The 24,742-nt window shown below is 68.6% G+C and carries 21 protein-coding genes; 12 read left to right on the forward strand and 9 right to left on the reverse strand.

Features of this window, described 5'->3' with window-relative positions; genetic code table 11:
• Positions 1 to 103 precede the first annotated feature (103 nt).
• From QHF85_RS25490 to QHF85_RS25510, 5 genes are all read left to right on the forward strand, one after another.
• Positions 104 to 1,516 (forward strand): sigma 54-interacting transcriptional regulator, encoded by a 1,413-nt coding sequence (locus QHF85_RS25490; RefSeq protein WP_281329911.1) that lies wholly within the window; start codon positions 104 to 106, stop codon positions 1,514 to 1,516.
• Between the two features lie 203 nt (positions 1,517 to 1,719).
• Positions 1,720 to 2,307: a hypothetical protein gene (locus tag QHF85_RS25495; protein WP_281329912.1), complete on the forward strand. Its 588-nt coding sequence runs from the start codon at positions 1,720 to 1,722 to the stop codon at positions 2,305 to 2,307.
• A gap of 101 nt (positions 2,308 to 2,408) precedes the next feature.
• On the forward strand, positions 2,409 to 3,074 hold the full coding sequence (locus tag QHF85_RS25500) for a hypothetical protein (RefSeq protein WP_281329913.1): 666 nt from the start codon (positions 2,409 to 2,411) through the stop codon (positions 3,072 to 3,074).
• Between the two features lie 198 nt (positions 3,075 to 3,272).
• On the forward strand, positions 3,273 to 3,956 hold the full coding sequence (locus tag QHF85_RS25505; protein WP_281329914.1) for a hypothetical protein: 684 nt from the start codon (positions 3,273 to 3,275) through the stop codon (positions 3,954 to 3,956).
• Positions 3,956 to 4,858 (forward strand): tetratricopeptide repeat protein, encoded by a 903-nt coding sequence (locus QHF85_RS25510; RefSeq protein ID WP_281329915.1) that lies wholly within the window; start codon positions 3,956 to 3,958, stop codon positions 4,856 to 4,858. The genes QHF85_RS25505 and QHF85_RS25510 overlap by 1 nt, the downstream gene beginning before the upstream one ends.
• A 28-nt stretch (positions 4,859 to 4,886) precedes the next feature.
• Here the strand turns inward: QHF85_RS25510 and QHF85_RS25515 are convergent, their stop codons facing one another.
• Complete coding sequence (locus QHF85_RS25515) at positions 4,887 to 5,645, reverse strand: AAA family ATPase (RefSeq protein WP_281329916.1); 759 nt, start codon at positions 5,643 to 5,645, stop codon at positions 4,887 to 4,889.
• Positions 5,646 to 5,911: 266 nt separating this feature from the next.
• On the opposite strand from QHF85_RS25515, the gene QHF85_RS25520 reads away from it, so the two are divergent.
• Genes QHF85_RS25520 through QHF85_RS25535 form a run of 4 tightly spaced genes read left to right on the forward strand, consistent with a single transcriptional unit; the run spans position 5,912 to position 10,670 of the window.
• Complete coding sequence (locus QHF85_RS25520) at positions 5,912 to 6,610, forward strand: polysaccharide deacetylase family protein (protein WP_281329917.1); 699 nt, start codon at positions 5,912 to 5,914, stop codon at positions 6,608 to 6,610.
• Positions 6,610 to 7,740, forward strand: coding sequence for a glycosyltransferase family 1 protein (locus tag QHF85_RS25525; RefSeq protein ID WP_281330015.1), 1,131 nt, complete (start codon positions 6,610 to 6,612; stop codon positions 7,738 to 7,740). The genes QHF85_RS25520 and QHF85_RS25525 overlap by 1 nt, the downstream gene beginning before the upstream one ends.
• Before the next feature lie 35 nt (positions 7,741 to 7,775).
• A complete protein-coding gene (locus QHF85_RS25530) occupies positions 7,776 to 9,071 on the forward strand; it encodes a glycosyltransferase (protein WP_281329918.1) in 1,296 nt (431 codons plus the stop codon).
• A gap of 9 nt (positions 9,072 to 9,080) precedes the next feature.
• Positions 9,081 to 10,670 carry a glycosyltransferase family 39 protein gene (locus tag QHF85_RS25535; protein ID WP_281329919.1) on the forward strand — a complete coding sequence of 530 codons (1,590 nt, stop codon included), beginning with the start codon at positions 9,081 to 9,083 and terminating at the stop codon, positions 10,668 to 10,670.
• Between the two features lie 499 nt (positions 10,671 to 11,169).
• Here the strand turns inward: QHF85_RS25535 and QHF85_RS25540 are convergent, their stop codons facing one another.
• From QHF85_RS25540 to QHF85_RS25575, 8 genes are all read right to left on the reverse strand, one after another.
• Positions 11,170 to 12,348: a lipid-transfer protein gene (locus QHF85_RS25540; RefSeq protein WP_281329920.1), complete on the reverse strand. Its 1,179-nt coding sequence runs from the start codon at positions 12,346 to 12,348 to the stop codon at positions 11,170 to 11,172.
• 28 nt (positions 12,349 to 12,376) lie between these two features.
• A complete protein-coding gene (locus QHF85_RS25545; protein WP_281329921.1) occupies positions 12,377 to 15,418 on the reverse strand; it encodes a peroxisomal multifunctional enzyme type 2 in 3,042 nt (1,013 codons plus the stop codon).
• A gap of 119 nt (positions 15,419 to 15,537) precedes the next feature.
• Entirely contained in the window at positions 15,538 to 16,578 is a 1,041-nt protein-coding gene (locus QHF85_RS25550; protein WP_281329922.1) for a ferritin-like domain-containing protein, read from the reverse strand.
• Positions 16,579 to 16,627: 49 nt separating this feature from the next.
• Positions 16,628 to 17,041, reverse strand: a complete 414-nt coding sequence (locus QHF85_RS25555) for a DUF302 domain-containing protein (protein WP_281329923.1) — start codon at positions 17,039 to 17,041, stop codon at positions 16,628 to 16,630.
• An 85-nt stretch (positions 17,042 to 17,126) separates the two neighbouring features.
• Positions 17,127 to 17,798, reverse strand: coding sequence for a hypothetical protein (locus QHF85_RS25560; protein ID WP_281329924.1), 672 nt, complete (start codon positions 17,796 to 17,798; stop codon positions 17,127 to 17,129).
• Positions 17,799 to 17,815: 17 nt separating this feature from the next.
• Positions 17,816 to 18,562, reverse strand: coding sequence for a DUF5995 family protein (locus QHF85_RS25565; RefSeq protein WP_281329925.1), 747 nt, complete (start codon positions 18,560 to 18,562; stop codon positions 17,816 to 17,818).
• Between the two features lie 34 nt (positions 18,563 to 18,596).
• On the reverse strand, positions 18,597 to 20,717 hold the full coding sequence (locus QHF85_RS25570; protein ID WP_281329926.1) for a KUP/HAK/KT family potassium transporter: 2,121 nt from the start codon (positions 20,715 to 20,717) through the stop codon (positions 18,597 to 18,599).
• A gap of 65 nt (positions 20,718 to 20,782) precedes the next feature.
• Positions 20,783 to 21,688, reverse strand: a complete 906-nt coding sequence (locus tag QHF85_RS25575; RefSeq protein WP_281329927.1) for a LysR family transcriptional regulator — start codon at positions 21,686 to 21,688, stop codon at positions 20,783 to 20,785.
• 208 nt (positions 21,689 to 21,896) lie between these two features.
• On the opposite strand from QHF85_RS25575, the gene QHF85_RS25580 reads away from it, so the two are divergent.
• From QHF85_RS25580 to QHF85_RS25590, 3 genes are read left to right on the forward strand one after another with little or no spacing between them, the layout of a single operon-like run.
• Positions 21,897 to 22,913, forward strand: coding sequence for a zinc-dependent alcohol dehydrogenase family protein (locus QHF85_RS25580; RefSeq protein WP_281329928.1), 1,017 nt, complete (start codon positions 21,897 to 21,899; stop codon positions 22,911 to 22,913).
• Positions 22,914 to 22,944: 31 nt separating this feature from the next.
• Positions 22,945 to 23,712, forward strand: coding sequence for a glucose 1-dehydrogenase (locus QHF85_RS25585; protein ID WP_281329929.1), 768 nt, complete (start codon positions 22,945 to 22,947; stop codon positions 23,710 to 23,712).
• Positions 23,713 to 23,739: 27 nt separating this feature from the next.
• Entirely contained in the window at positions 23,740 to 24,729 is a 990-nt protein-coding gene (locus QHF85_RS25590; RefSeq protein ID WP_281329930.1) for an aldo/keto reductase, read from the forward strand.
• Positions 24,730 to 24,742 lie beyond the last annotated feature (13 nt).

The raw sequence follows: 24,742 nt of genomic DNA on the forward strand, positions 1-24,742 counted from the left end.
TTGCTCGGCGCGTGGCTCCGCGCCCGCGCCTTCCGACGCGCGTTGCGGTGTTGCACCCCCTGTTCCACCCGGGGGCGCGCGCCTCGGCGACGCCTGGGATCGGATGGTGTATGCAGCAAACGCGATGATCGACGGCCCCGACAGCAGGACGCTCTCCTCCACCGAAGAGCCCAAGGAGCTCGGCGACGCCCACCACCGCCCCCACCTGTTCCTCGTCCTCGAGGCGCACCGCCCCCTCGCCCCGCCCGCGCGCGTCGCGCTCGCGAAGTTCGACGAGATCGACATCGGCCGCGGAGCCACCCGGCAGATCGCGGCGACGACCGCCTCGCGGGCCCGACGCCTCACGATTCATACCGATGATCCCCGCATGTCGGCGACCCACGCGCGCCTCGGCAAGCTGCTCCAGCGCTGGGTCGTCGACGATGCCGGATCCAAGAACGGCTCGTTCGTCAACGGCATTCGAACGACACGGGACGAGCTCGAGGACGGTGACCTGATCGAGCTCGGACAAACTTTTTTCCTCTACCGGGAAGCCCTTCCTTGCGATCCAAACGATCCTCCCGTGCTCGACCGGACGGCCTTGCGTCCGGCGGCCCCGGGCCTCGCGACCGTGCTGCCCGAGCTCCACCGCGTGTTCGAGAGGCTCGTCCCCATTGCGCGCTCGACCGTCTCGGTGATCCTCGAAGGCGAGACCGGCACCGGCAAGGAGGTCATGGCGCGCGCCCTGCACGCGCTCTCCGGGCGCCCCGGCGATTTCGTCGCCGTCAATTGCGGAGCGCTCCCCAAGGACCTCGTGGAGGCCGAGCTCTTCGGCCACAAAAAGGGGGCGTTTTCGGGGGCCACCGAGGATCGCCTCGGCCTCGTCCGAAGCGCCGACCGGGGCACGCTGTTCCTCGACGAAATCGGCGACCTGCCGGCGCCGGCCCAGGCCGCCTTGCTGCGGACCCTGCAGGAGCGCGAGGTCCGTCCGATCGGCGGCACGCGCTCGATCCCCGTCGATCTCCGCGTGATCGCCGCGACCCACCGCTCCCTCGAACGGATGGTCGCCGCAGGTTCCTTTCGCGCCGATCTCTGGAACCGGCTGGCCGGCCACAAGGTCGAGCTTCCCCCGCTGCGCGCGCGCCGCGAGGATCTCGGCCTGCTCGCCGGCGCGATCCTCGACCGCCTCCCGCCCGAGCAGGCGACGCGCATCCGGATCCGCCCACGCGCGGCGAGGGCGATGCTCCGCCATGATTGGCCGGGAAACGTGCGGGAGCTGGAGAAGTGCCTCGGGACGGCGGTCGTGCTCGCGGGAGAGGAAGGGCTTTTGGAGATCGAGCACCTCCCCGCGGCCGTGCAGCGCGCGCTCGAAGGGCTCTCGACCGAGGAGTCTGCGCGGCGGGACGAGCTCGTCGCGCTCCTCCGGGAACACGGCGGCAACATTACCGCGGTCGCGAAGGCGATGGGAAAGGCGCGGATGCAAGTCCAGCGCTGGATGAAGCGGTACGGCATCGAGGCGGAGCGGTTCCGGCGATAGTCGCGGGCGCCGCCGCGCAACCCGGAGCGCAACAGCGCAACACCAAGCGGACGCGCGAACGCCCTGCTTTTCATCGTGTTTCGGCCTGGGCCATGTGCTCCTCGCGGCTGGCACCCGGCTTGCCTGGCCCCCCCGGCGCCGGCATCCCGTAGCGCCGGTGCAGCCAACGCTTCATCGAGGAACCAGCCACAATGAACTCATTCATGACTCAGGTGCTCAAGCCGATCGCGCTCTTCACTGCGGCCTGCGCGGGGAGCTTCATTGTCGCGCATGCCACGCCCGCGCAGGCGTCGCGCGCGATCGTCCACGCCTCCGCGTGCACCATCGAGACCGAATACAACGCCGACTACAAGATCTCGGCGAACGGCATCGCGAACGCGAGCAGCGATCCCTTCGGCGCCCGCGCGCGCCGGGTGTACTGTCCCGTTCCGGACGAGAATGGCAACTCGATCAATCAAACGGGTTCGACGCTCGACGTGCTGTACGTGTCCGGCATCGACAACAACAACGACTCGCCGAACTACATCAACCTCGAGCAGGACAGCCGGGTCATCGCCCAGACCTGCGTTCGCTCGTACAGCGGCGCGGCCGCGATTTGCTCGAACTGGGTGGAGCTCACGTCGGGCACGTACACGGGGGCCTTCGACACCAACATCGCCGCCTTTACCGGCACCAACGATCCCGTGCCCTTCCTGAAATCCCACCCCGATTATTACCCCGTCCTCCTGGTCAACCTGCCGAAGAGCGGCATCTACGGCTGGAGCAGCCTGTCCGGGTTCAGCACGTTCTGAGCCTCGCCGTCGTGGGGCCGGCAGCTCCCCGCGCGGGCGCGGCCGGCCCCCTCGCTCGGTCCAGCATGACGAATCTCCCGTGTCCCCGTCGAGGTGGCGAAATGATCTCGAACCCTTCCGAAAATGCGCGCGGCGGCGCCGCTCTCTTCGTCCGCTATCTCCTCCCTGCCCTCATGGGCATTGCCGCCGGCGTCGGTTCCTCCGTGTTGCTCGCGCGACCGGCCGTGCCGGCCGCGAGCAAGGATGCTCCCGCGCCCCAGGCCGCGTCCCCCGCGAAACGCCAGGACGGGCCTGCGCCCGCGACCCCCCAGGCCCCCCTCGGCCCGGTCACGGCGCGGCTCTCGGCGCTGGAGGAGCGCGTCGATTCCCTCGCCCCCACGAATGCGCCCGCCGATCCTGCGGAGCGCGAGGAGCAGCGCCGCCGCTTCGAGGCTGTCGTCGAGTCGATGATCGATCGCCACGAGCAAGCGCCCGTCGATCCCACGTGGTCCAGGACGACGAACGCCGCGTTGCGACCCGCGCTCGACACGCTCGTCCGGGAAAACGCGGACGGGACCACGCTCGAGGGGCTCGACTGCCGGACGAGCTCCTGCGTGGCCACGCTTTCGTTTTCGTCCTATGCCGCCGCGCAGCAGGGCCTCGATCGTTATGTGACGAAGTTTTACAGCGTCAATTGCGTGCGCACCGCGAAGCTCGACGATGCGCCCGAGGATCCGGCTGCGCCCGTTCAGGCCCAGCTCGTCTTCCAGGATTGCAAACGCGACTGAGCGAACGTGCCTCCTGGGTTCGACGTGGTCGTGACCCTATATGCGGATCCACGGGCGCGTGCGCATTCGCTCCCGTCCCCTCTTCCACCCCACCCCGACGGCCAGTTACCATCCTCCGCCAGCGAGGGGGGGCGCATGGGCAAGGCAGGCGCGAGCGGTCGGCTTGCGGGGGCGGCGTTGTCCGCTACGTGCATCGCGGTGAGCCTGATGCCGATGGGATGCGGAGCGAGCGACGAGTACGCCGCCGTGCCCGAGCCCCTGACGGAGGGGTCGCTCCCTGCGAGCACGGTCCGCGCGCTTCAAGCGTGCGCAGAGGAGCGAGCGGGGCGGCTCCAGCGGCACGCGTACGAGATCGAGTTCCAGGTCGAGCTCCGGGGCGACCGTGTCTCCGACGTGGCAGCCAAGGGCCCGCGCCTCGATGACGCCGGCCTCGAACAGTGCATGATGGATGCGCTGCGGACGATGACGGACGCAGGGTACTCGCCGAATCCCGACGAGCTGATCTCACGCGGCGGCCTCTTGCCTTCGCGAGGCTTCCTGGCGAACGTCTCGGTCATCTCCCAGTTGATCCGGCTCGTCCCGGTGGTCGTCTCGGCGTCCGGCGTGACGATCGTCGTGGGCGTCGCGGTCCTCGTCGTGGCTGCGGCCGTTTCCTTGCCGAAGGAGAGGAAGCCGACCAAGGAGGAGTGTGACGAGGAGTGGGCGGATGCGGAGAGACAGTGCGAGGAGCAGCTAAAGATCCCGGGCCGCAAATCAGGGCGCGGCGTCACGGGAGGCTACACGAATCAGAAGGACTGTGAAAAGGGCCTTGTCACGCCGGAGTGCGGTGGCACGCCAGTCGATCATGGAAGCAAGATCCCTCAGCCGGGAAGGAGATACTGATGCGTGACTTGCTGGGGCTCTTGGCGCCCGACATCATGAACATCATCTGGCGCATTCGTGCGAAGGATCCGACTGCGTTCGCCGACGCTGTTGAATTCACCGAACAACATCCCGAGATTTGGGAACTTTGGCATACGCTCGCGTACGCCTACGAGGCGAGGGGTGAGTATACGGCCGCGATCGCAGCCTTGACGCGGGCGATAGTGCTCAGCCCTCGGGAGCCCGTGTCGTTCATGGATCGAGGCGGATGCGCGCTCATGGCAGGCCACTACGAGCGCGCCATGGCCGACTTCAGCCTGGGGCTCATCCTGTGTGACGAGCTCGACTGGGATGATTACCGCGAGGCCCTCCACTTCCTGCGCGCAGAGGCCTTCGTTCAGTTGGGGAAAAAGGCCGAAGCGCTGTCCGACCTGGCGCATGTGCCGCATGACTATGTCTTCTGGACGATTCAGGTCCGCTCCAAAGCAGAGCTCTTGGCGTTGTGCGGTGAAGGAGCCGCGTCGAGCGGAGGGATGGATGGCCTGGAGCGGCGCCCGGAGGAGGTCATCACACGTGAATCATTGAGGGTACCGAGCACCAAGGGAAACCTGGTATTCGAGGATTGGGCTGTGTTGCCCGAGTCTCCCGACGAAGAGGAGAGCGAGCTGGCGATGGAGATGGGGACGGCCGGTCTGGAGGCCATCGACGCGATGCTGCTCAAATACACGCGCGATCGGTACCTGAAGGCGGCACGGGTCATCATCGACGCGGCACAAGCTTCCGGCGTTCCGTACTCTGACGAGACCCGCATCCGTCTCTATGCCCGCCGGTTGATCGTCCTCGCGAACGCCGGGGCGCTCGAAGCGAGGGGAAACCTGCACAGGCCACGGTTCAGCGAGGTGCGGCTGCCCGAACAGCCTTGATCCCGGCCGCCCCCCTCACCCCTCTTCCTTACTTGTCGTCCTCGAACAACACCCGAAAGAACCGCTCCCGATGCAACAAAAACTCCCGGGTGAGGCGGTAATGCTCCGTGTCCTCGTACGCGACCGTCGCGATGCCGTTCTCCGAGAGCTCGTAGAGGAGCGCCTTCGGGTAGGCGAGCAGGATCGGCGAATGGGTCGCGATGATGAATTGAGCGCCTGCCTGGGCCAGGACATGGAGATGCCCGAGGAAGCGGAGCTGCCTCCCCGGCGAGAGCGCGGCTTCCGGTTCGTCGAGCAGGTACAGGCCGTCGGGGCGAAACTTCTCTTCGACGAGCGTCAAGAATGCCTCGCCATGGGATCGCTCGTGGAGCGAGCGGCCGCCGTACCACGCCTCGATGCCCAGGTGCTCGATGTGCGTGGCCACATTGAACGTGCTCTCGGCGCGAAGAAAAAATCCGTGCTGCTCGCGGCGCGCGCTCCGGACCGGCCGCAAGGCCCGATAGAGCTCGGACTCGGAGCTCTGCGTGGCGAAACGAAAGTTCTTCGTGCCCCCTTCCGCATTGAACCCGAGCAAGAGCGCAACTGCTTCGAGGATCGTGGACTTGCCCGACCCGTTCTCCCCGACGAGGAACGTCACCCTCGGATCGAACGCGAGGGTATCGAGCGAACGAACGGCCGGGATGGTGTACGGATAAACGTTCGGGTCCTCGACGCGGTCGCGGACGAGCGTGATCGCTCGAAGAAAACCTTCCGAAGCAGGTAACTTGGTGGACCTCGGGCGCTTCATCCGACCACCGGCGTAGCAGCGCGCTCGGGGCAAAGACAAGCCTCCGTCGCCCCCGCCGAAGGACGACCGCGCACGCAGGCCAGCCCCTCGGAGGAGCCGGTACCTTCGACAAGCCCTGTGCGGGCCAGGATCGAACGAGCCCGACCGTCCCCGTCGAGCTTGCTTCGCCCTCCTTCGCGCTGATACCGTCCCCGCCCGATGAGCCTCCTCCTCATCCGACCTGAAGCTCGTGGTCGCGCAGTCACGTTTGAGCACGCAGCGCTGACGTGAGCTCCTCGAAGCCGCCTCTCCGCCCCTTCCTGGCGCTCCGGCGCGCTGTTCGTGCCGTCCGCGGACGCATGCGCGGCGGCCTCGTCATGCACGGCCCGCCCGAGCCGGCGGTCGCGCTCACCTTCGACGACGGCCCGGACCCCGCCCACACCCCCGCGATCCTCGACCTGCTCGCCGCGCGCGGGGCCCGCGCCACGTTTTTCCTCCTCGGCAGCGCCGTCGAGCGGTGGCCCGAGCTCGCCCGCCGCGTCGCCGCCGAGCAGGAGATCGGCTGCCACTCGTATGCCCACGCGCGCGCGACCGTCACGAGCCTCGACGCCTTCCGCGAGGACACCGAGCGCGCCCTCGACCTCTTCGAGCGCACCCTCGGCGCCCGCCCCCGCCATTATCGGTTTCCCTGGGGCCATCCGGGCCGCGTCGCCCCCCGCGACGTCGAGCGTCTCTACGGCATGACGTGCGTCCACTGGTCCGGCGCCTTCGACGTGGCCTCCGACGCGCCGACCATCGTCCGGCGCACGGAGGCCTCGCTCGAGCCCGGCGCCATCCTCCTCTTTCACGACGGCTGCGCGCCAGGCTCCGTGTACCCGGCCTCCCGCGAGCCCACCGTCCGCGCCTTGCCCCGCATCCTCGACGCCATCGAAGCCCAGGGCCTCCGCGCCGTCACCGTGGGCGAGCTCCTCTCCGCGGGATCGTGATGCACGTCGCCGTCGATACCCGGTACATCTGCGAGCGGCCGAGCGGCATCGGCGCCTACGTGCGCGCCCTCGTCGACCGCCTCCCCGCCCTCGCCCCCCAGGACCACTTCACCTTCTGGCGCCACACGAGCGTCGAGGGCCGCCTCTCCGCCGCGCCGAACGTCGACGAGCACCGCGCGATCGGCACCCCGAACGAGCCCTTCTCCCTGCTCTTCCCGCGCCTCTTCGGCCCCACCGACGCCGACGTCTTCCACGCGCCGCACAACATCCTCGGCCGCGGCATCCGCTCGGCCGTCGTCACCACGATCCACGACATCATGTGGCTCGACACCCCGCACTTCGCCGAAGGATCCGCCTTCCGCCGCGCCTTCCGCGTGCCCTTCTTCCGCGCGGGCCTCCACGCCTCGCTGCGCCGCTCGACCCGCATCCTCACCGTCTCGCGCGCCTCCGCCGACGCCATCCTCCACTACGACCCCTCCACGAAGGGCCGCGTCGTCGTCACGCACAACGCCGCCGATCCCTGGTTCGTCCCACCGAACGACCGCGACGCCGCCCGCGCCCGCGCCGCCCGCGTGCTCGGCACCGACGCGCCCTACTTCCTCCTCGTCGGCCAGAACGCCCCCTACAAGGGGCACGCCCTCGCCCTCGAGGCCTTCGCCGCCGCCGCCACGCGTGGCGAGCGCCTCGTCCTCGTCCAGCGCCTCTCCGCCGGCCGCGGCCTCGATGCCCTCGCGCAGAGGCTCGGCATCAAGGACCGCCTCCTCGTCCGCCCCACGCTCCCGCAGGGCGACCTCGTGGCGCTCCTCCACGGCGCCCTCGCCCTGCTGCAGCCCTCGTTCGCCGAGGGGTTCGGCATGCCCGCCCTCGAAGCGATGGCCGCGGGCTGCCCCGTGATCACCAGCGACATCGCCCCCCTCGTCGAGGTCACGGGCGACGCCGGCCTGCATTTCCCCAGCGGATCGGCCGAGGGCCTCGCGGCCGCGATGCGCCGCGTCGCGAGCGACCCCGTCCTCCGCGCCGAGCTCGCCGCCCGCGGCCCCGAGCGCGCAAAGTCGTTCTCGTGGGACACCACGGCCCAGACGACCCTCGACGTCTACCACGAGGCCGCCGCGCTCGGTCCCCGCCCTTGACATACCCCTCCGTTTCGGAGAAAGCCCGTCCTCGCGTGCGCTCGTTCCTCCTCATCGCCCCGTACTTCGCGCCCCAGGTCGCCGTCGGCGCCTATCGCTGGGTCAAGCTCGCTCGCAAGCTCGTTCCTCGCGGCTTTCGCCCCGTCGTCGTCACCGGCGCCTTCCCCGAGGCCGCCCGCGATCCCGACCTCCTCGCCGCCGTCCCGCCCGAGGTGCCGGTGCACGACGTGTACCTCGATCCTCGCTTGCTCCAGGCGACGGATCTCTTCCGCTCCCTCACGGCGCGCCTGCCGCGATCGAAGAAGCCCGCCGGGCCGCTCCGCCCCCTCGAGGGCCTCCGGCCCTTCCAGTCCATGAACGACCACTGGACGATCCACACGCTTCACGGCGCGCGCGAGGCCAAGCGGATCGCCCGCCAGGAGGGCGTCTCCGCGGTCGTCGTCACGGCCGGCCCCTTCTCGGCCGTCCCTTCCGGCATGTGGGTCGCCCGCGCGCTCGGCGTGCCCCTCGTGCTCGACTTTCGCGACCCCTGGGGGCTGCACGAGTCCGGCGCCGCGCCGCCGCGCGACGCCGCCGAGCGAGGCCGCCACCACGTCATCGACGCCCTCGAAACCCACATCCTCACGCGCGCCGACCACGTCGTCCTCAACACGCGCCGCGCCCTCGCCGCCTACCAGGAGCGGTATCCGTTCCTCGCCTCCAAATCGTCCTTCGTCCGGAACCATTTCGACGCGTCGCTCTACGACCCCATCCCCGCGTCGCCCGAGCCCCCCTCGCGGTTCACGATCCTGCACACCGGCACGTTGCGCGCCGAGACGCGCGTCGACGACATCGGCCAGGCGCTCCGCCGCATCATCGACCGGGACCAACTCACACCCGCGGATCTCGTCCTCCGGCAGATCGGCCGCGCGACGGAGTACGAGCGCGCGGAGGTCGCCCGCATGGGGCTCTCGGGCTTCGTCGAGTTCGCCCCGACGATCCCCCAGCGCGCCCTGCTCGGCGAGCTGCGCCGCGCCCACGTGCTGCTTTCCATGGTGGATCCGCGCGTCGTCTTGCGGATCGCGGCGAAGACGTACGATTACATCGCCTCGGGCATGCCGATCGTCTCGATCACGGAAAACCCCGAGGTCGACGAATTGCTCGCGCATCGTCCGGACAACGCGCGCATCCGCCCCGGCGACGTCGATTCCCTCGTCGCGTCGCTCTCGGCGCATTTCGATCGGTTCCGCGCGACGAAAGCGCTGCCCACGCCCGTCCCGGCGCCGGCCGAGTTTTCCTCGGAGACCGCGGCCGACCGGTTCGCCGCCGTCCTGACCTCTCTCGGCGTTTAGGACGACGTGGTGTCGAACCCGAATGCAGCCATCCGGCGAGGCCACGTCCTCGTGCTCCTCGCCGCGATCGTGATGCACGCGGCGTTGTTTCTGCCGCCGGCGCTCCGACGGCGCGACATCCTCCACGACGAGGCGATCACCCTGCTCGTGATCACCGGCCACCAGGCCGCCTACGACCGGACCATCCGCGGCGACGCGCCGCCCCACCACGCGTGGGCCCCCGCCGGCGAATGGAAGAGGCTGCTCACGCTGGAGCCCGATCGCCCGCCCACGCTGGGCCAGATCGGCGCGGAGCTCGGGGCGCTCGACATCCACCCGCCCGCTTACTTCTGGCTCGGCTCGCTCGTCGCACGGGCCTTCGGCGCGACGGTCGGCGTGGTCCTCGGGCTGAACCTCTTCCTCGACACACTCACGCTCGTCGCACTCTTTTTCCTCGCGAAGTGGCTCTCGAGGGACGCCCGCGTGGGCGCCGTCGCGGCGTCGCTCTGGGCTCTGTCGCCAGGTCCCCTCGAGGCTTCCCTCGAGATGCGGCAATACGCGCTGCTCGGGCTCGTGATGACGGTCTTCGCCCTCCTCGCGTCGATGTCGCTCGACGCCGCCTCACCCCGCCGCCCAGCCGTCGTCGCGCTGCTCCTCGTCATGGTGAGCGGGATCGGCGTCGCGACCCATTACCATTTCGTGCTCGCGCTCGGCGCAGGGCTCGTCGTCGCAGCCGTGTCGCTCGGCAGGAAGGAGCCCCGGCGCGCGCTCCTGTTCGCCAGCTCCCTCACGATCGGCGCGACGCTCGGCCTCCTCGCGCACCCCCACGTGTTCGAGGTCCTGAAGAGGCAGGGAGAGCAAGCCCAACGTTTCGCCCCGCTCGACATCCCAGTGCGTATCGGCGGCGTGTTCGTCGGGATGGGCCGCTTCTTCGTCTGGAGCGTGCCGCTCGTGGTGGCGTGGATGATCACGCTCGTCGTCGCGCTCGTGCTCGCCATTCGTGCTCCAAAGGGATCCCTCGTCGCGATCCTCCGCCCCTTCGAACCTCGCGTACTCCGCGCGCTCGCGCTGCTCGGGCTCACATTCGGAGGGCAAGTCGCCTTGTTCCTCGCATTCCGCAGCCCAGCGGGAGCCATGCGCGCGAAGTATCTCGCGCTCGATTACCCGCTCTTCGCCTGTGTCCTCGCATGGGCCCTCCTCCGCCCCACGCTCCACCGCCGCGTGCAACAGGCCGTGGTCGCCGTCGTGGTGGTCTCCTCGACCGTCCTCGTCGTCGACGAGCTCTGGCGAGCCCGAGAGGTCGAGGCGTCGATGTCCACCGTGACCCCGGCGCGCCGGATGGTCCTCGACTCGGTCGCCCGAGGCTCGCTGCCCCTCGCCCTCTGGAACGTGCCCGCCGAGATGCCCGTCTTCGCCGCCTCACCCGCCGATCTCGTCGCGCACGCGTCCGACGTAGCCGCGGCGTTCGAGCCGGGCACGCTCCTCGTCCTCGATCCGCGACCAGAAGCCGCCGAGAGACGCGCAACATTGCTCCGCCTCGTGCCTGCGTGTTGCCGCGCCGAGGAGCTCCATCCCGCAGTATTTCGAGGGCGCGCGACCTACCAAATCGTGCCCCGCTGAGCCACGCCGGCACCGCTGCCGGGAGGCGTTTCGCTGGGGCTTTGCCCCAGGCCCCACCGGGGCTATCCGCCCCTGGACCCGGACCAGCGCAAGCGCTGGACTCGGGGTCGATGAACTGCGCAATGCGCAGTTCATCGAACGGGCCAGGTCAAGACCGCGAGCGACCCTGCCAACCAAGACAGCAGCGCTGCTGGTTCAGCCGGCAACGCGGTCCCACCGGCCTGTGGGAAGAACTGCGCGCAGCGCAGTTCTTCCCCCTGAGGTCCAGGGCTGGCCCTGCAAAGAGGGGGCGGACAGCTTGAGAAACTTTCCCCGCATCGACTGCGCTTCGCGCAGTCGATGCCCAGAGGTCCAGGGCTGGCCCTGGTTCGGGTCGAGGGGCGAATAGCCCCCGCGGGGCCCGGGGCAGAGCCCCGGCGCGGCGCCTCCCCGATAATGGCCCTTCGAAACGACGAAGGCCGCGCCCTTTCGAGCGCGGCCTCCTTCGTCCCCCGGAGCTTCAGTCCTTGCGGTACATCGTCACGACGCAGGCCCCGCCGAGGCCCAGGTTGTGCTGGAGCGCGACCTTCGCCCCTTCGACCTGGCGCGCGTCGGCCGTGCCGCGGAGCTGCCAGACGAGCTCGGTGCACTGCGCGAGGCCGGTTGCGCCGAGCGGATGGCCCTTCGAGAGCAGGCCGCCCGACGGGTTCGTCACGTACTTGCCGCCGTACGTGTTGTTCCCTTCCTCGATGAACTTCTCGGCCTCGCCTTCCTTGCAGAGGCCGAGCGCCTCGTACGTCACGACCTCGTTTGCCGTGAAGCAATCGTGCAGCTCCACGACCTGCACGTCCTCCGGGCCGAGCCCTGACTTCGCGTAGACCTGGTCCGCGGCTGCCTTCGCCATGTCGAAGCCGATCATCTTGATCATGCTGTCGCCGAAGCTCGACGCGTAGTCCGTCGTCATCGACTGCGCGGCGATGTAGACCGAGTTGGAGATGCCCTTTTTCCGGGCGAAATCCTCCGAGCAGAGGATCGCTGCCGCCGCGCCGCACGTGGGCGGGCAGCACTGGAAGCGCGTCAGCGGATCGAAGACCTCGGGCGAGGCCATGATCTGCTCGAGGGACAAAACATCGTTGAAGAGCGCGTAGGGGTTCTTGCTCGCGTGCTTGCGGGCCTTCTCCGCGACCTTGCCGAACGTCTCGCGCTTCGCGCCGTACTTCCAGCGGTATTCGCGCCCCGCGCCGCCGAACATCTGCGCTGTCGGGGGCGCCTGGTTGAAGCCTTGCACGCGGTTCATCACGTCCGCGTGCTTGTCGATCGGGCTCGTCCGATCGCTCCACTTCGAGCCGAGCGCGCCCTTCTCCATCTGCTCGAACCCGACGACGAGCACGCACTCGGCGAGGCCCCCTTCGATGGCCTGCCGGCCGAGGTAGAGCGCCGTCGAGCCCGTCGAGCAGTTGTTGTTCACGTTGATGACGGGGATGCCCGTCAGGCCGACCTCGTAGACCGCCCGCTGCCCGCACGTGCTGTCGCCGAAGACGTATCCCGCGTACGCCTGCTCGACATCGTTGTAATCGACGCCCGCGTCCGCGAGGGCCGTGCGCGCCGCTTTCGCGGCCATCACGTTGTACTCTTCGCTGGCGCCGGGCTTCTGGAACTTCACCATTCCGACGCCGATGACGTTGACTCGCCTGCCCATTTGAGCCTCCTTCTGCGAACGTGCGCGATTAACCCAAGAGCCCCTTCAAGAAGTTCAGGCGGTTCGACGCGATCCGTACGTCGCCGTCGACCCGCAGCCGGCCCGTCTGGTAGAGATGGGCCTCCTGCTCCTTGCCCGACACGAGCGCGACGAGATCCTCCGTCGAGAGCGTGAGCACCGCCGACGGGTTCGTCGCGCGACCCGTGGCCACCGTCGTATTGCCACCCGTGAAGTCCACGTGCCACTCGCTGTCCGGCCCGGTCAGCCGGAAGTCGATGCGCGCGTTGACCTCCTTCGCGAGCTCCGGCGACTTCGCCAGCCGCTCCTTGAGCGCGTCGAACACGGCCGCCGCGCCCGGCCCCTTCGGTGCCGCCGCCGCTTGCGGCGCCGCCTCGGCCTTCGCCTCGCCGCTCGCGGCCTTCGCCTTGTGCGCGGCGATGGCGGCTTTGGCCTGCTCGGGATCGATCTTCTTCATGAAGCCGAGCTTCTGCGAGGCCATCACGTTGCCCGAGATCTTGAGCTTGCCCTCGAAGTAGAGCTTCTGCGGATCGGCCTGGCCCGTGGCCATCGCGAGCCAGTCGGAAGACGCGATCTCCAGCACCGTATCGGCCTTGTCCGCGCCTGCGCCGGCGAAGACCGCGCCCTTGCCGTTCTTCAGATCGATCGTCCACGTCGCGTCCGGGCCCTTGAGCTCGAACTGGAAGATCGTCTTCACCTTCTCCACGACCGCCGGGTTTTTCTCGACGTAATCGCGGATCCCGATGAACACGTCGCCGGCCAGATCCTCGGCTGCCTTCGCGGGCGCCACCGCGGCAGGGGCCGCCGCGCCGCCGGCCTTCGCCTTGTGCGCGGCGATGGCGGCCTTGGCCTGCTCGGGATCGATCTTCTTCATGAAGCCGAGCTTCTGCGAGGCCATCACGTTGCCCGAGATCTTGAGCTTGCCCTCGAAGTAGAGCTTCTGCGGATCGGCCTGGCCCGTGGCCATCGCGAGCCAGTCGGACGACGCGATCTCGAGCACCGTGTCGGCCTTGTCCGCGCCTTTGCCCTCGAAGACCGCGCCCTTGCCGTTCTTCAGATCGATCGTCCAGGTCGCGTCCGGGCCCTTGAGGTCGAACTGGAAGATCGTCTTCACCTTCTCGACGACCGCCGGGTTTTTCTCGACGTAATCGCGGATCCCGATGAACACGTCGCCGGCCGGATCCTCGGCCGCCTTCGCGGGCGCCGCCGCTGCAGCAGCCGCTGCGGGCTTCGCCAACGGCAGCGGGATCTCCTTCCAGAGCCCGATCGCCGCGTTCGAGATGACGACCTTGTCGCGCTCCTTCACCTTGCAGCGGAACACGATGCGCTCGTCGTTCTCCTTCCACATCTCGGTCACGACGGTCTCGCCCGGGAACACGCTGTCCGCGAAGCGCACCTTGATGCTCTTGAACTTGCGCGCGTCTCCGCCGGCAAACGCGTGGATCACGTGCCGCGCGGCATAACCGAACGTGCAGAGCCCGTGCAGGATCGGCTTGGAGAAGCCGAACGCCGTCGCGAAGCCCGGGTCCGCGTGCAGCGGGTTCCAGTCGCCGGAGAGTCGATACAAAAGCGCCTGGTTTTCAGGGATCTTCTGCTCGATCGTCGCGTCGGGCGCGCGCTCGGGCGGCACGTTGATGTCCGATGACGGACCCCGCTCGCCGCCCCAGCCCCCCGCGCCGCGGATGACGGCCGTGCTCTCGTTGCGGAGCAGCTCCTCGCCCGACTCGTCCGTCGAGCGGATCTCCGTGACGATCAGCGCGTTCTTGCCCTTGTCCCAGATCTCCTTGACCTTGGCCTTGTGCGTGAGCTTCGCCTTCGGCGGCAGCGGGCGCGAAAGCTCCAGGTACTGCTCGCCGTGCAGGAGCCGCTCGAGCCCGTAGTTCATGCCCGGCGCGGTCTTGCCCGCCTTCGCGAGATCCATCAGCGCCGAGAGCGCAGGCACCACGCCGTACGTCGGCAGCGGGACGAACCCCTGCCCGTGCATCTCGTAGACGTAACGCAGCTCCTTGTCGTCGAGCGGGTTCTCCGCCGCGCCGACGCCGAGCGCGTAGATCGAAAGATCGCGCTCGTCATAACTCGAATGCACCGCCGGATACTCGTACCCGAGCGCCTGATCGACATCGACGAGCTCGTTGCCGCCCTTGGCCGGGCCGGCCTGCACGTTCGCCATGACCGGGCCCATCGACTGGTTGATCTCGGCCGGATGCGTGGTCTTGTCGAAGCCGGCGATCGCGCCCCAGCTCTTCTGGATGTCCTCGAGCTTGATCTCGCGCCCGAGCCGCACCGTCTTGCCCTCGGCGCGCTCCCAGCGGAGCTTCGCGAAGAACCCGCCGCCCACCTCGAAAAGCCCGCCGGTCTCGGTCGAGCTCTCGTGACACAGGTACGCCACGAGCGGGCTCACGTACTCGGGCTTGAGCGCGTCGATGAGCTCCTTCGGCAGCACCGTCTCCGTCAGGCGCGATCCCGCGAGCGGCGCGATCGTGTTCACGAGGACGTTCTTCTTCTTGCCCTCGAGCGCGAGCGTGTTCGAGAGGCCGACGAGGCCGAGCTTGGCCATCGAATAGTTCGCCTGCCCGAAATTGCCGTAGATGCCGGCCGCCGACGACGTGAAGATGATGCGACCGTAGCCCTGGTCGCGCATGTGCGGCCACGCCGCGTGCGCGACGCGAAAGCTGCCGAGCACGTGCACGCGGTAGATGAGATCCCAGTCCTCCTCGGTCATCTTGTGGAACGTGACGTCCCGCAAGATGCCGGCGTTGTTGACGACGATGTCGATGCGGCCGAACGCGTCGAGCGCGGTCTGCACGATCTTGCCGCCGTTCTCGACCGAATCGTAATTCGCCACGGCCTCGCCGCCGGCCGCCTTGATCTCGGCGACGACCTTGTCCGCCGCCTCGGAGCTCGTGCCCCCGCCATGCCGGCCGCCGCCGAGATCGTTGACCACGACCTTGGCCCCGCGGCTGCCGAGCAGGAGCGCGTGCGCACGCCCGAGTCCGTTGCCCGCACCGGTAACGATCGCCACTCTTCCATCGAAACGAAGCTCGTTCGCCATGAGCTGGATCCCTCGCGCGAGAAAGTTTCGCGTGCGAAGTATCCGACTCTGGGGCCGGCGTCAATGGTTCGTGTGGACGAGAACGTGCGAGGCGTGTTTTCTGGGGCGGGAGCGCTCGGTCAGCGAGCGGCGTCGGAGCTGTCGAGCGACTGGAAGGCGGGCACGCCCCCGGCGGCCCAGACGGCGACGATCTTGCCGGGCAGGTCCCACATCGGGCCGAGGTCGAGGTCGGCGTCGCCGGCGAAGCCCTTCTCCAGCGAATAAAGCAGGGCCGTGTAGGTCTCGTTCAGCGCCTTCTGCGCGGCGGCGAGCCCATCGCTCCCGCTGGTCGGGTACGTCTTGAACGCCCCGCCGAGCTTGAGCATGACCTGCACCATGCGGAAGCGGCCGAAATGGCTGAAGCGGTCCTGGATGTCGGTGCTGTCCTCGGGCCGCAGGTCCGGCTCGATGAAGGGACCGACGCACCCCTCGCCCTGATCGACGATGGCCTTGATCGCCTTGTCCGCCTGGGCCCGCGCCGTCTGGCTGTCGCCGCCAATCGTCGCGGAGAAGCCCGTGTAATCGTCGCCCGGGTATTGCGGATCGGAAAACTCGCTCTTTTGCCGGTGATCGGCGTTCGGATCGTACAGGCTGCCCCAGAGCTGATCCACGCCCTGATCGATCGCCTTGTAAAACTGGCCAATGGAGTCGTAGACCTCCTGCGGTCCGTTCGCGGGCCCGTCCGATTTCGGCTCCGGGGTCTCGATCGTGGCCATCAGGAGGAGCTGCGCGTCGTTCACCGGCCCGAGCTGCACCGGCACCTTCCCCCCGATCCAGGGCGGGAACCCGCGATCGTAGCGCGGCGCCCACGGGCCCGTGAGCTTCGGCGCGTACCCTTTCCCCGCGAAGAGGGCATTGTACAGGTTCGCCGCGATCTCGAGGTGCAGCATCTCCTGCACCACGACCGAATAGATGTTGTTGAACGCGAGCTGCTCGCGGCTCCGGTTCGGGTTCTTGGCGCTGCGCACGGGCGTGAGCTTGGGCGGATTCGACGCGCTCGTCCCCGGCACCTGCAACGAATACGCGGCCGCGAGGTAAATCGGAATGGTCCACAGCTCCAGGTACACGGCCTTCTGGAGGTGATCGCGGAGGGCGTCCTCGGTCCAGCTTCTGCTCGTCATGTAAAGAAGCTCCTTTCAGGCCGAGGGTACCGGCTGAAAAGAGCGGGCGTCAAGCGGCGCGGTGGTTTCGCGTCGAGAGGCAATAAAGCACGTGGTTCAGCTTCGTCCGCGCCTCGGCCGCGACCTCCCGCAGCGCCGCCTCCTCGTCCTCGGCGAGCATTTCGAGCGGATCCATGACGACCACGATCGTGCGGGCGTCGTCGTCCTCGTAGACCGCGAGATTGCAAGGCAGGAGAATGCCGACATCCGGATCGGCCGAGAGAGCCCGGTGCGCGAGGACAGGGTTGCAAGCCCCGAAGATCGTGTACCGCCGGAAAGGCACGCCGAGCCGGGCGCGCAGCGTCTCGTCGACGTCGATCCGCGTGAGGACCCCGAATCCGACGTCTTTCAGGAGCTGGGGGATCTTCGCCAGCGCCTCGTCGTACGGGAGATCGAGTGAAGCGCGGAGATTCGTTCGGGCCATGGCGTCCCCCTCTCGGCCGGAACGTGGCGCGGCGCGCTGGCGATCGAAAGGGGACGGACGACCGATTCGAGGACGCGGCCGCCCGTCAAGCGCCCCGCGCCCGCGCGATGGTCTCCCGAGCGGCCGCGACGAAGCGCGCCGGGAACGTCGTTTCGTCGAGGAAAAACGCTTCGAGGCTCGGCACCGCGTTCCGCATGCCCGCGCGCTCGTCGGCCACCGCCGCGACGAGGAGGTGCCCCGTCCCCCGCGTGCGCCACGTGTTCGGCAGCCCCGCGGCCGCCGGGAACGCCTCCGCGATGGGCCGGCCCGCGCTCTCCGGCAAGAGGGCCGCCCGCCGCGCGCGGAGCCCGTCCGACGCCACGACGAGCGCGCGATAAAAATCACGTTTCTCCGGCACGGCCCGCGTGAGCTCGCGCGCGAGCACCCGCAGGTGCTGTTCGAGCAGGACGCTCGGCATGCCGCGGTTCGCGAGCACCCCGGCGAGCCACTCGATCTGCCGCTTGATCGTGGCCTCGTCGTGCTCGGGCAGCGTCGCGAGGAACGCGCTGTCGCTGCGCGTGAACCGGACGCCCCGCTCGCCGTAGCGGAACCCGTAATAGGGCGTGAGCCGCAGCGAAATCTTCCCCGCCCGGAGCGCCGCGTCGATCTCGCGTGGATCCGTCGGCATCGGGCTCATCCCCGCCTCGGGGTTCAGCGGATGCGACCAGGTGGTCTCGGCCGCCTCGCGCTTGCTCCCGCGCCCCCGGCCCCCGCGCATGCCTATGCTTTCCGTCGTCACGTCCCCGGTTCTCCCGCAAAACCGCGCGGCAGCAAGAGCCCGCGACCGGCGAACCCCGCCATGCGGTCGATCGTCTTGAGGAACGTCTCGTAGAGCAGATCGTTGTCGCGGAGCGTCCACAGCACCTCGGCGTTCGCCCAGGCGGCGTCCCGCGCCCGCCGCACGCTCCACATCGCCATCACGTTGTCCACCCGGCCGAGCGCCTGCTCGACGTCGCGCAGGATCCCCGTCGCGAGCTTCTCCGTGGCGACCTTCTCGGCCTCTTCCAGGACGTCGTTGACGACGAGGTAATCATCGAAAAACCCCGTCCCGCGCCGCGGCTCGATGCCTTTGCGGCTGCACGTCTCGACCACGGCGATCGCGAGATCGTGGTTGATGTGGGCGTTCATGCCGCAGAGGGCGTGCTGGAGCCGCGCGATCGAGCGGTCGTGCCGCGTCTCGAAGAGCGGCTGCCAGGCGCGCGGCGACGAGCCCGGGGCGCGCAGCTCGGCGACGATGGCGTCGAAGTAGAGGCCGGCGAAGACCACGTCGAGCTCCTCGATCAGCACGGGCGTGGAAAACCGGCCCCGATCGAGCTCGACGCGAATCCTGTCCGTGACGAGGAAGTAGAGCTCGTTGAAGGCGTGGACGCCGTCGGAGCTCGGCAGGGCGCCGTCGATCATCTCCATCACGGCGAGGACGTCGTGGATGGAGCGCTGCGGGCGCGACAGGATCCGATCGGCGAGGGTCTCGCGGCTGCTCATCGGCCGCGAGGTTACCCCAGGGCGAGCGCGGGCATCAAAGATCGAGCTGCATGCCGAGCTCGACGACGCGCTCGGGCGGCAGGTTGAAGAAGTTCGTCGCCCCGGTCGCGTTGCGAGACAGGAAACCGAAGATCGTCTCCGACACCTTGTCCATCTTCCCCTTGCCCGTGGCGAGCAACGTCTCGCGGCCGAGGTAGTACGTCGTCTCCTCCGGCCCGATCCGCAGGCCGAGCTTCGCCTTGGCCACGGCGAGCAGCACCGGGACGTTCGTGTCCTCCATGAAGCCCGAGCGGAAGATGATGCGGTAAAAATCGTCGGCGATGAGCGAGGCCTCGACGCGCCTCTCCGCGGGCACGCGCGGGATGCGCTCGGGGATCACGGTCACGAGGAGCACCACCTTCTGCAGGGCCTTGCTGCGGCTGACGTGGTGGAGCAGGACCGGCGGCGCCTCCTCGGCGCTCGACGTGAGGAAGACCGCGGCGCCGTCCACGCGGGCGGCCGTCTTTTCGTCGCGCAGCTCCACGAGCACCTCGGAGAGCGGACGCGTGCGCTTCTTGAACTCCTGGCCGAGCAAGGCGCGGCCCTTCCGCCAGATCGCCATGCAGACGAAGATCAGCGTGGCGATGAGGAACGGCACGTAGCCGCCATCGAAGAACTTGAGCAGGTTCGCGCCGAGGAACGCGAGGTCGAACGTGAGGAAGAGCAAGAGCAGGGGGAGCGCCTTCGCGAGCGGCCAGTGCCAGCGCTCGCGCACGACGACGAAGAACACGATCGACGTGATGGTCATCGAGCCGGTCACGGCGAGGCCGTACGCCGAGGCGAGCTTCGACGACTCGCGGAAGGAGAGCACGAGCACCATGCAGGCGGCGAACAGGGCCCAGTTCACCTCGGGGATGTAGATCTGCCCCTCGGTCTCCGAGGAGGTGTGCTTGACCTGGACGCGCGGCAGGAAGCCGAGCTGCACACCTTGCCGCGTGAGCGAGTAGGCGCCGGAGATCATGGCCTGCGAGGCGATGACGGCCGCGGCGGTGGCGAGACCGACGAGCGCGTACGTCGCCGGCCCCTTGGGGACGAGCGAGAAGAACGGGTTTTCCGCGGCCTCGGGATGCTGGAGCAGGAGCGCGCCCTGGCCGAAGTAGTTCAGGACCAGCGACGGCATGACCATGCCGTACCAGGCATAGGTGATCGGTTTGCGGCCGAAATGCCCCATGTCCGCGTAGAGCGCCTCGCCGCCGGTCACGCAGAGCACGACGGAGCCGAGGATGACGAACGCGTGCCACTTGTTCGTCAGGAAAAATGTGACGGCGTACTTGGGGTTGACGGCCGCGAGGACGGCGGGGTTCTTGAAGACGTAATACGCCCCGAGGCCGCCGAGCGTGAGGAACCAGAGGATCATGATCGGCCCGAAGACCTTGCCGATCCCGGCGGTCCCCCGCTTCTGGACCCAGAAGAGCCCGAGCAGGATGAGGACGGTGATCGGCAGGACCGCAGGCTTGAGGGAGCTGGCGCCGACGGTGAGGCCTTCGACGGCGCTGAGGACGCTGATGGCCGGGGTGATGACGCCGTCGCCGTAGAGGAGCGAGGCGCCGAACAGGACGAGCGCGGCGATCCAGCCGATGTTCATCTTGTTCTTCGGCCGCAGCTTCTCCGGCACGAGGGCCAGGAGCGCCATCGTCCCGCCCTCGCCCTCGTTGTCCGCTCGGAGGACGAAGGTGAGGTATTTCACCGCGACGACCATGCTGAGGGACCAGAACATGAGGGAGAGGAGCCCGAGCACGTTTGCGGCGCTGGCCTTGACGCCGTGGGGCGCGGTGACGCACTCCTTGACGGCGTAGAGCGGGCTCGTGCCGATGTCGCCGAAGACGACGCCGAGCGCGGCGAGGACGAGGCCCGGGAGCGCGCCGGGGGCGTGTCCGTGGCCGTGTCCGTGGCCGTGAGCGGCTCCGCCGTGGGCGTGGCCGTCGGCGTGGGCGGCGGCGGCAGCGCCGTGGGCAGCGGCGGCGGCGTCCGCGGCGGCGTCGGCGGCGGCTGCTGCGGCGGCAGCCTCGTGGACCTGGAAGGCGCCCACGATGCTTGGTTCGTCGGCGATGGCATGGGTCGGCTCGGGAGCGGGAGGTGGGGCCGCGCCGGGGGCCGGGGTCTGGTCGTCGTTCATCGCGGGGGGGGACGCTACACCCAAGTGGGCGGAGGCGGAAGCGGGGGCGGAGGGCGCCGTCTTGGTCACTTGGCGTGCACGAGCCGTTCCTTGGCCACGTCCACGAAGAGGCGCAGCGCTGGGGAGCTCTGCGCACGGCTGGGGTAGTAGAGGAAATAGCCAGGGACCCTGGGCGCGTAGGGCTCGAGCACCCGCTCGAGCCGCCCGGTGCGTAGCTGCTCCGCCACCATGGGCTCGAAGGCGTACGCGAGCCCCAGGCCTTCCTCGGCCATGGCCACGGTCAGCTGATTGTCGTTCGTGACCACGCCCCCGCGCACCGGCACACGCCAATTCCTGCGACCCCGCTCGAGCTCCCACGCGTAGAGCGCCCCGGTGCTGTGCATGCGAAAGGTCATGCATTCGTGGCGCAGGAGATCCTCGGGGCGCTGCGGCGTCCCGTGGCGCGCGAGGTAGCTCGGCGCGCCCACCACCACGAAACGAAATGCGTCCGTGAGCCGCACCTGCACCATGTCGCGCTCGATCGCCTCGGTCAGCCGCACGCCCGCGTCGTAGCCCTCCGCCACGAGGTCCACGAAGCGCTCCTCGATGACGACCTCGACCTCGACCCGCGGGTGACGTTCGCGGAACGTGGGCAGCACGGGCGTGATGACGAAGGGCACCGCCGCCCGCGGCACCGACAGCCGGACCCGGCCCACCACCTCTCCCGGCTCCGCGGAGACTTCGGTGAGGGCCGCGAGCGCCTGTCTCACCGCTGGGCCCGCGCTCTCCACGAGCCGTCGCCCCGCGTCCGTCAGAGACACGCTGCGCGTCGTGCGGGCCAGGAGCACCACGCGGAGCTGCTCCTCGAGCTGCCGCACGGCCTGGCTCACCGCCGATCGGGACACGCCGAGCTCGCGCGCCGCGCGGCTGAAGCTCTGCAGGCGCGCCACGGTGAGGAACGCCTGGAGCTGGGCGAAGGGGGCCGTGTTCATGCGCAGGATACGTCTTCGTTCGCTCCCGATTGTCAAGCATGGGTGAACAGCCCATCCGCTCGGTGGCGTCTACTCCTGCCACGGGATCCGGCGCATCTTCCTTCGCGTCGGTCCCCAAGCCCGTCGATTGGCGCGAGAAGGTCACCGACGAGCAATCCAACGCCTGGCGCTCCGACGAGGACCGCGAGGCAAACCAAGGAGACAAGTGATGAGAGGTGCCGTTCTCTATGGCCGGGGCGACGTGCGCTTCGAGGAACGCGACCCCCCGAGGATCCTCGAGCCGACGGATGCGGTCATCAGGATCTCGGCCACGTGCGTGTGTGGGTCCGACCTGTGGCCCTACCGCGGCATCAACCCGGTCACCCAGCCGAGCCCGATGGGGCACGAGTATTGTGGCATCGTCGAGGAGGTCGGCCGCGCGGTCACTTCGGTCAAGCCCGGCCAGTTCGTCATCGGGTCCTTTTTTGCCTCCGACAATACCTGTCCGCACTGCCAGGCCGGCTATCAGACGTCGTGCCAGCACCGGGAGTTCGTCGTCGGCGCGCAGGCGCCCATGCTACGCGTCCCGCTCGCGGACGGCACCTTGGTGGCCACCCCGGAGGTTCCCTCGGACGACCTGATTCCGAGCCTCTTGACGGTCTCCGACGTCCTCGGCACCGGCTGGTTCGCCGCCGACGCGGCCGACGTGAAGCCGGGCATGACGGTCGCTGTCGTCGGTGACGGTGCGGTCGGCCTCCTCGGCGTGCTCTCGGCCAAGCAGATGGGGGCAACGCGGATCATCGCGGTGAGCCGCCACGAAGCGCGGCAAAAGCTCGCTCGCGAATTCGGGGCGACCGACGTCGTGACCGAGCGCGGTGAAGAGGGCGTCGCCCGCATCAAGGAGCTGACCCGCGGGGTAGGTGCGGACGCGGTGCTGGAGTGCGTCGGCACGCAGGAGTCGATGCTGCAAGCGATTGGTTCCACCCGCCCGGGCGGGTCCGTGAGCTACGTCGGCGTCCCGCACGGCGTAAAGCTCGACGGCCAGAACCTGTTTTTCAGCCACGTTCACCTCCACGGTGGCCCGGCCCCGGTGCGCCGCTTTCTGCCCGAGCTGATCGACCTCGTGTGGAATGGGAAGATCCATCCCGGGAAGGTCTTCGACCTGACGCTGCCTCTCGAGCAGGTGGCGGAGGGCTACCGCGCAATGGATGAGCGCCGCGCGATCAAGACGCTGCTGCGCCCGTGAAATGATGAAGAGCTCGAATCGGAGAGATGACATGAATCCAATGTACGATTTCCATGGACAGGTCGCGCTGGTCACCGGCGCGAGCTCGGGAATGGGGCTCGCCACCGCGAGGGCCTTCGCCGCGGCTCGGGCTTCGGTCGTGCTCGCCGACATCAACAGGGATGCGCTCTCGTCTGCGACCGAAGAGCTGAAGGCGGCGGGCCATGCGGCGATGGGGGTTGTCTGCGACGTGTCCGACGAGGAGCAAGTCGCAGCGATGGTACGGCGTTCCGTCGAGACCTACGGCCGGCTGGACATGGCCTTCAACAACGCCGGCGTTCAGGCGCCTCCCACGGATGCCGCGGATGAGCCGGCGAGCCTGTTCGACCGCGTCAACGCGACGAACCTCCGCGGTGTTTGGTCGTGCATGAAGCACGAGCTCGGCCAGATGCGGAAGCAAGGAAGCGGCTCGATCGTGAACTGCTCGTCGCTCGGTGGCCTCGTCGGTCTGCCAGGTCGGGCTGCCTATCACGCATCGAAGCACGGGGTCCTCGGCCTGACGAAAAGCGCGGCGCTCGAGTATGCGCCCCGAGGGATCCGCATCAACGCGATCTGTCCTGGGACGATTGCCACACCGATGGTCACGGACATGCTCGCCAAGGGTGAGCTCGACCTGTCCGTGGCGCTCGCGAATCAGCCCATCGGGCGCCTCGGCGAGCCCGAGGAGATCGCAGCCTCCGTGCTTTGGCTCTGCAGCCCCGGCGCGAGCTTCGTCGTCGGCGTCGCACTTCCGGTCGACGGCGGATACACCGCACGCTGATCCTTTGCTGCTGGAAGGAGAGAAACCATGCAGAAGCGCAAGCTCGGAAATACCCATCTGGAAGTCTCGGCGATCGGCCTCGGCTGCATGGGCCTCAGCTTCGGCTACGGCCCCCCCACCGAAAAGCAGGAGGCGATCTCGCTCATTCGAACGGCCGTCGAGCGCGGCGTCACCTTTTTCGACACCGCCGAGGTCTACGGCCCGTTCACGAACGAAGCGCTCGTGGGGGAAGCCCTCGCTCCCTTCCGCGGGCAAGTGGTGATTGCCACGAAGTTCGGGTTCAAGATCGATTCCAACGGAAGGCAGGCGGGCCTGGACAGCCGGCCCGAGCACATCAAGCAGGTCGCCGAAGCCTCGCTCCAGCGGCTCCAGGTCGAGGCCATCGACCTGTTCTACCAGCACCGCGTCGACCCGAACGTGCCGATCGAAGACGTGGCAGGCGCGGTAAAGGAGCTCATCCAGGAAGGCAAGGTCAAGCACTTCGGCCTCTCCGAGGCGGGTGCAAAGACGATCCGCCGCGCCCACGCGGTCCAGCCGGTCACGGCGGTCCAGAGCGAATACTCGTTGTGGACGAGAGGACCCGAAGCGGACGTGCTGCCGACGCTCGAGGAGCTCGGCATCGGGTTCGTCCCGTTCAGCCCTCTCGGCAAGGGCTTCCTGACGGGCAAGATGAACGAGCGCGCCACGTTCGACGGGAGCGACATCCGCAACATCATTCCACGCTTCACGCCGGAGGCCCTCAGAGCGAATCAGGCGCTCGTCGATCTGCTCGGCGAGGTCGCAGAACGAAAGAGGGTGACCCCTGCCCAGATCGCGCTCGCGTGGCTCCTCGCGCAAAAGCCGTGGATCGTTCCCATCCCGGGCACGACGAAGCGGAGCCGCCTGGAGGAGAACGTCGGAGCCGCTCATGTCGCGCTGACGCCGGATGATCTCCGCGAAATCGATGGCGCAGCCGCGAAGATCACGGTGCAAGGGGCTCGTTATCCCGAGCATCTGGAGCGGATGACGGGACTCTGAGGGAGGGACGCAC

Origin of the sequence: Polyangium sp. 6x1 (assembly GCF_029946515.1) — a bacterium.
Taxonomy (GTDB): domain Bacteria; phylum Myxococcota_A; class Polyangia; order Polyangiales; family Polyangiaceae; genus Polyangium.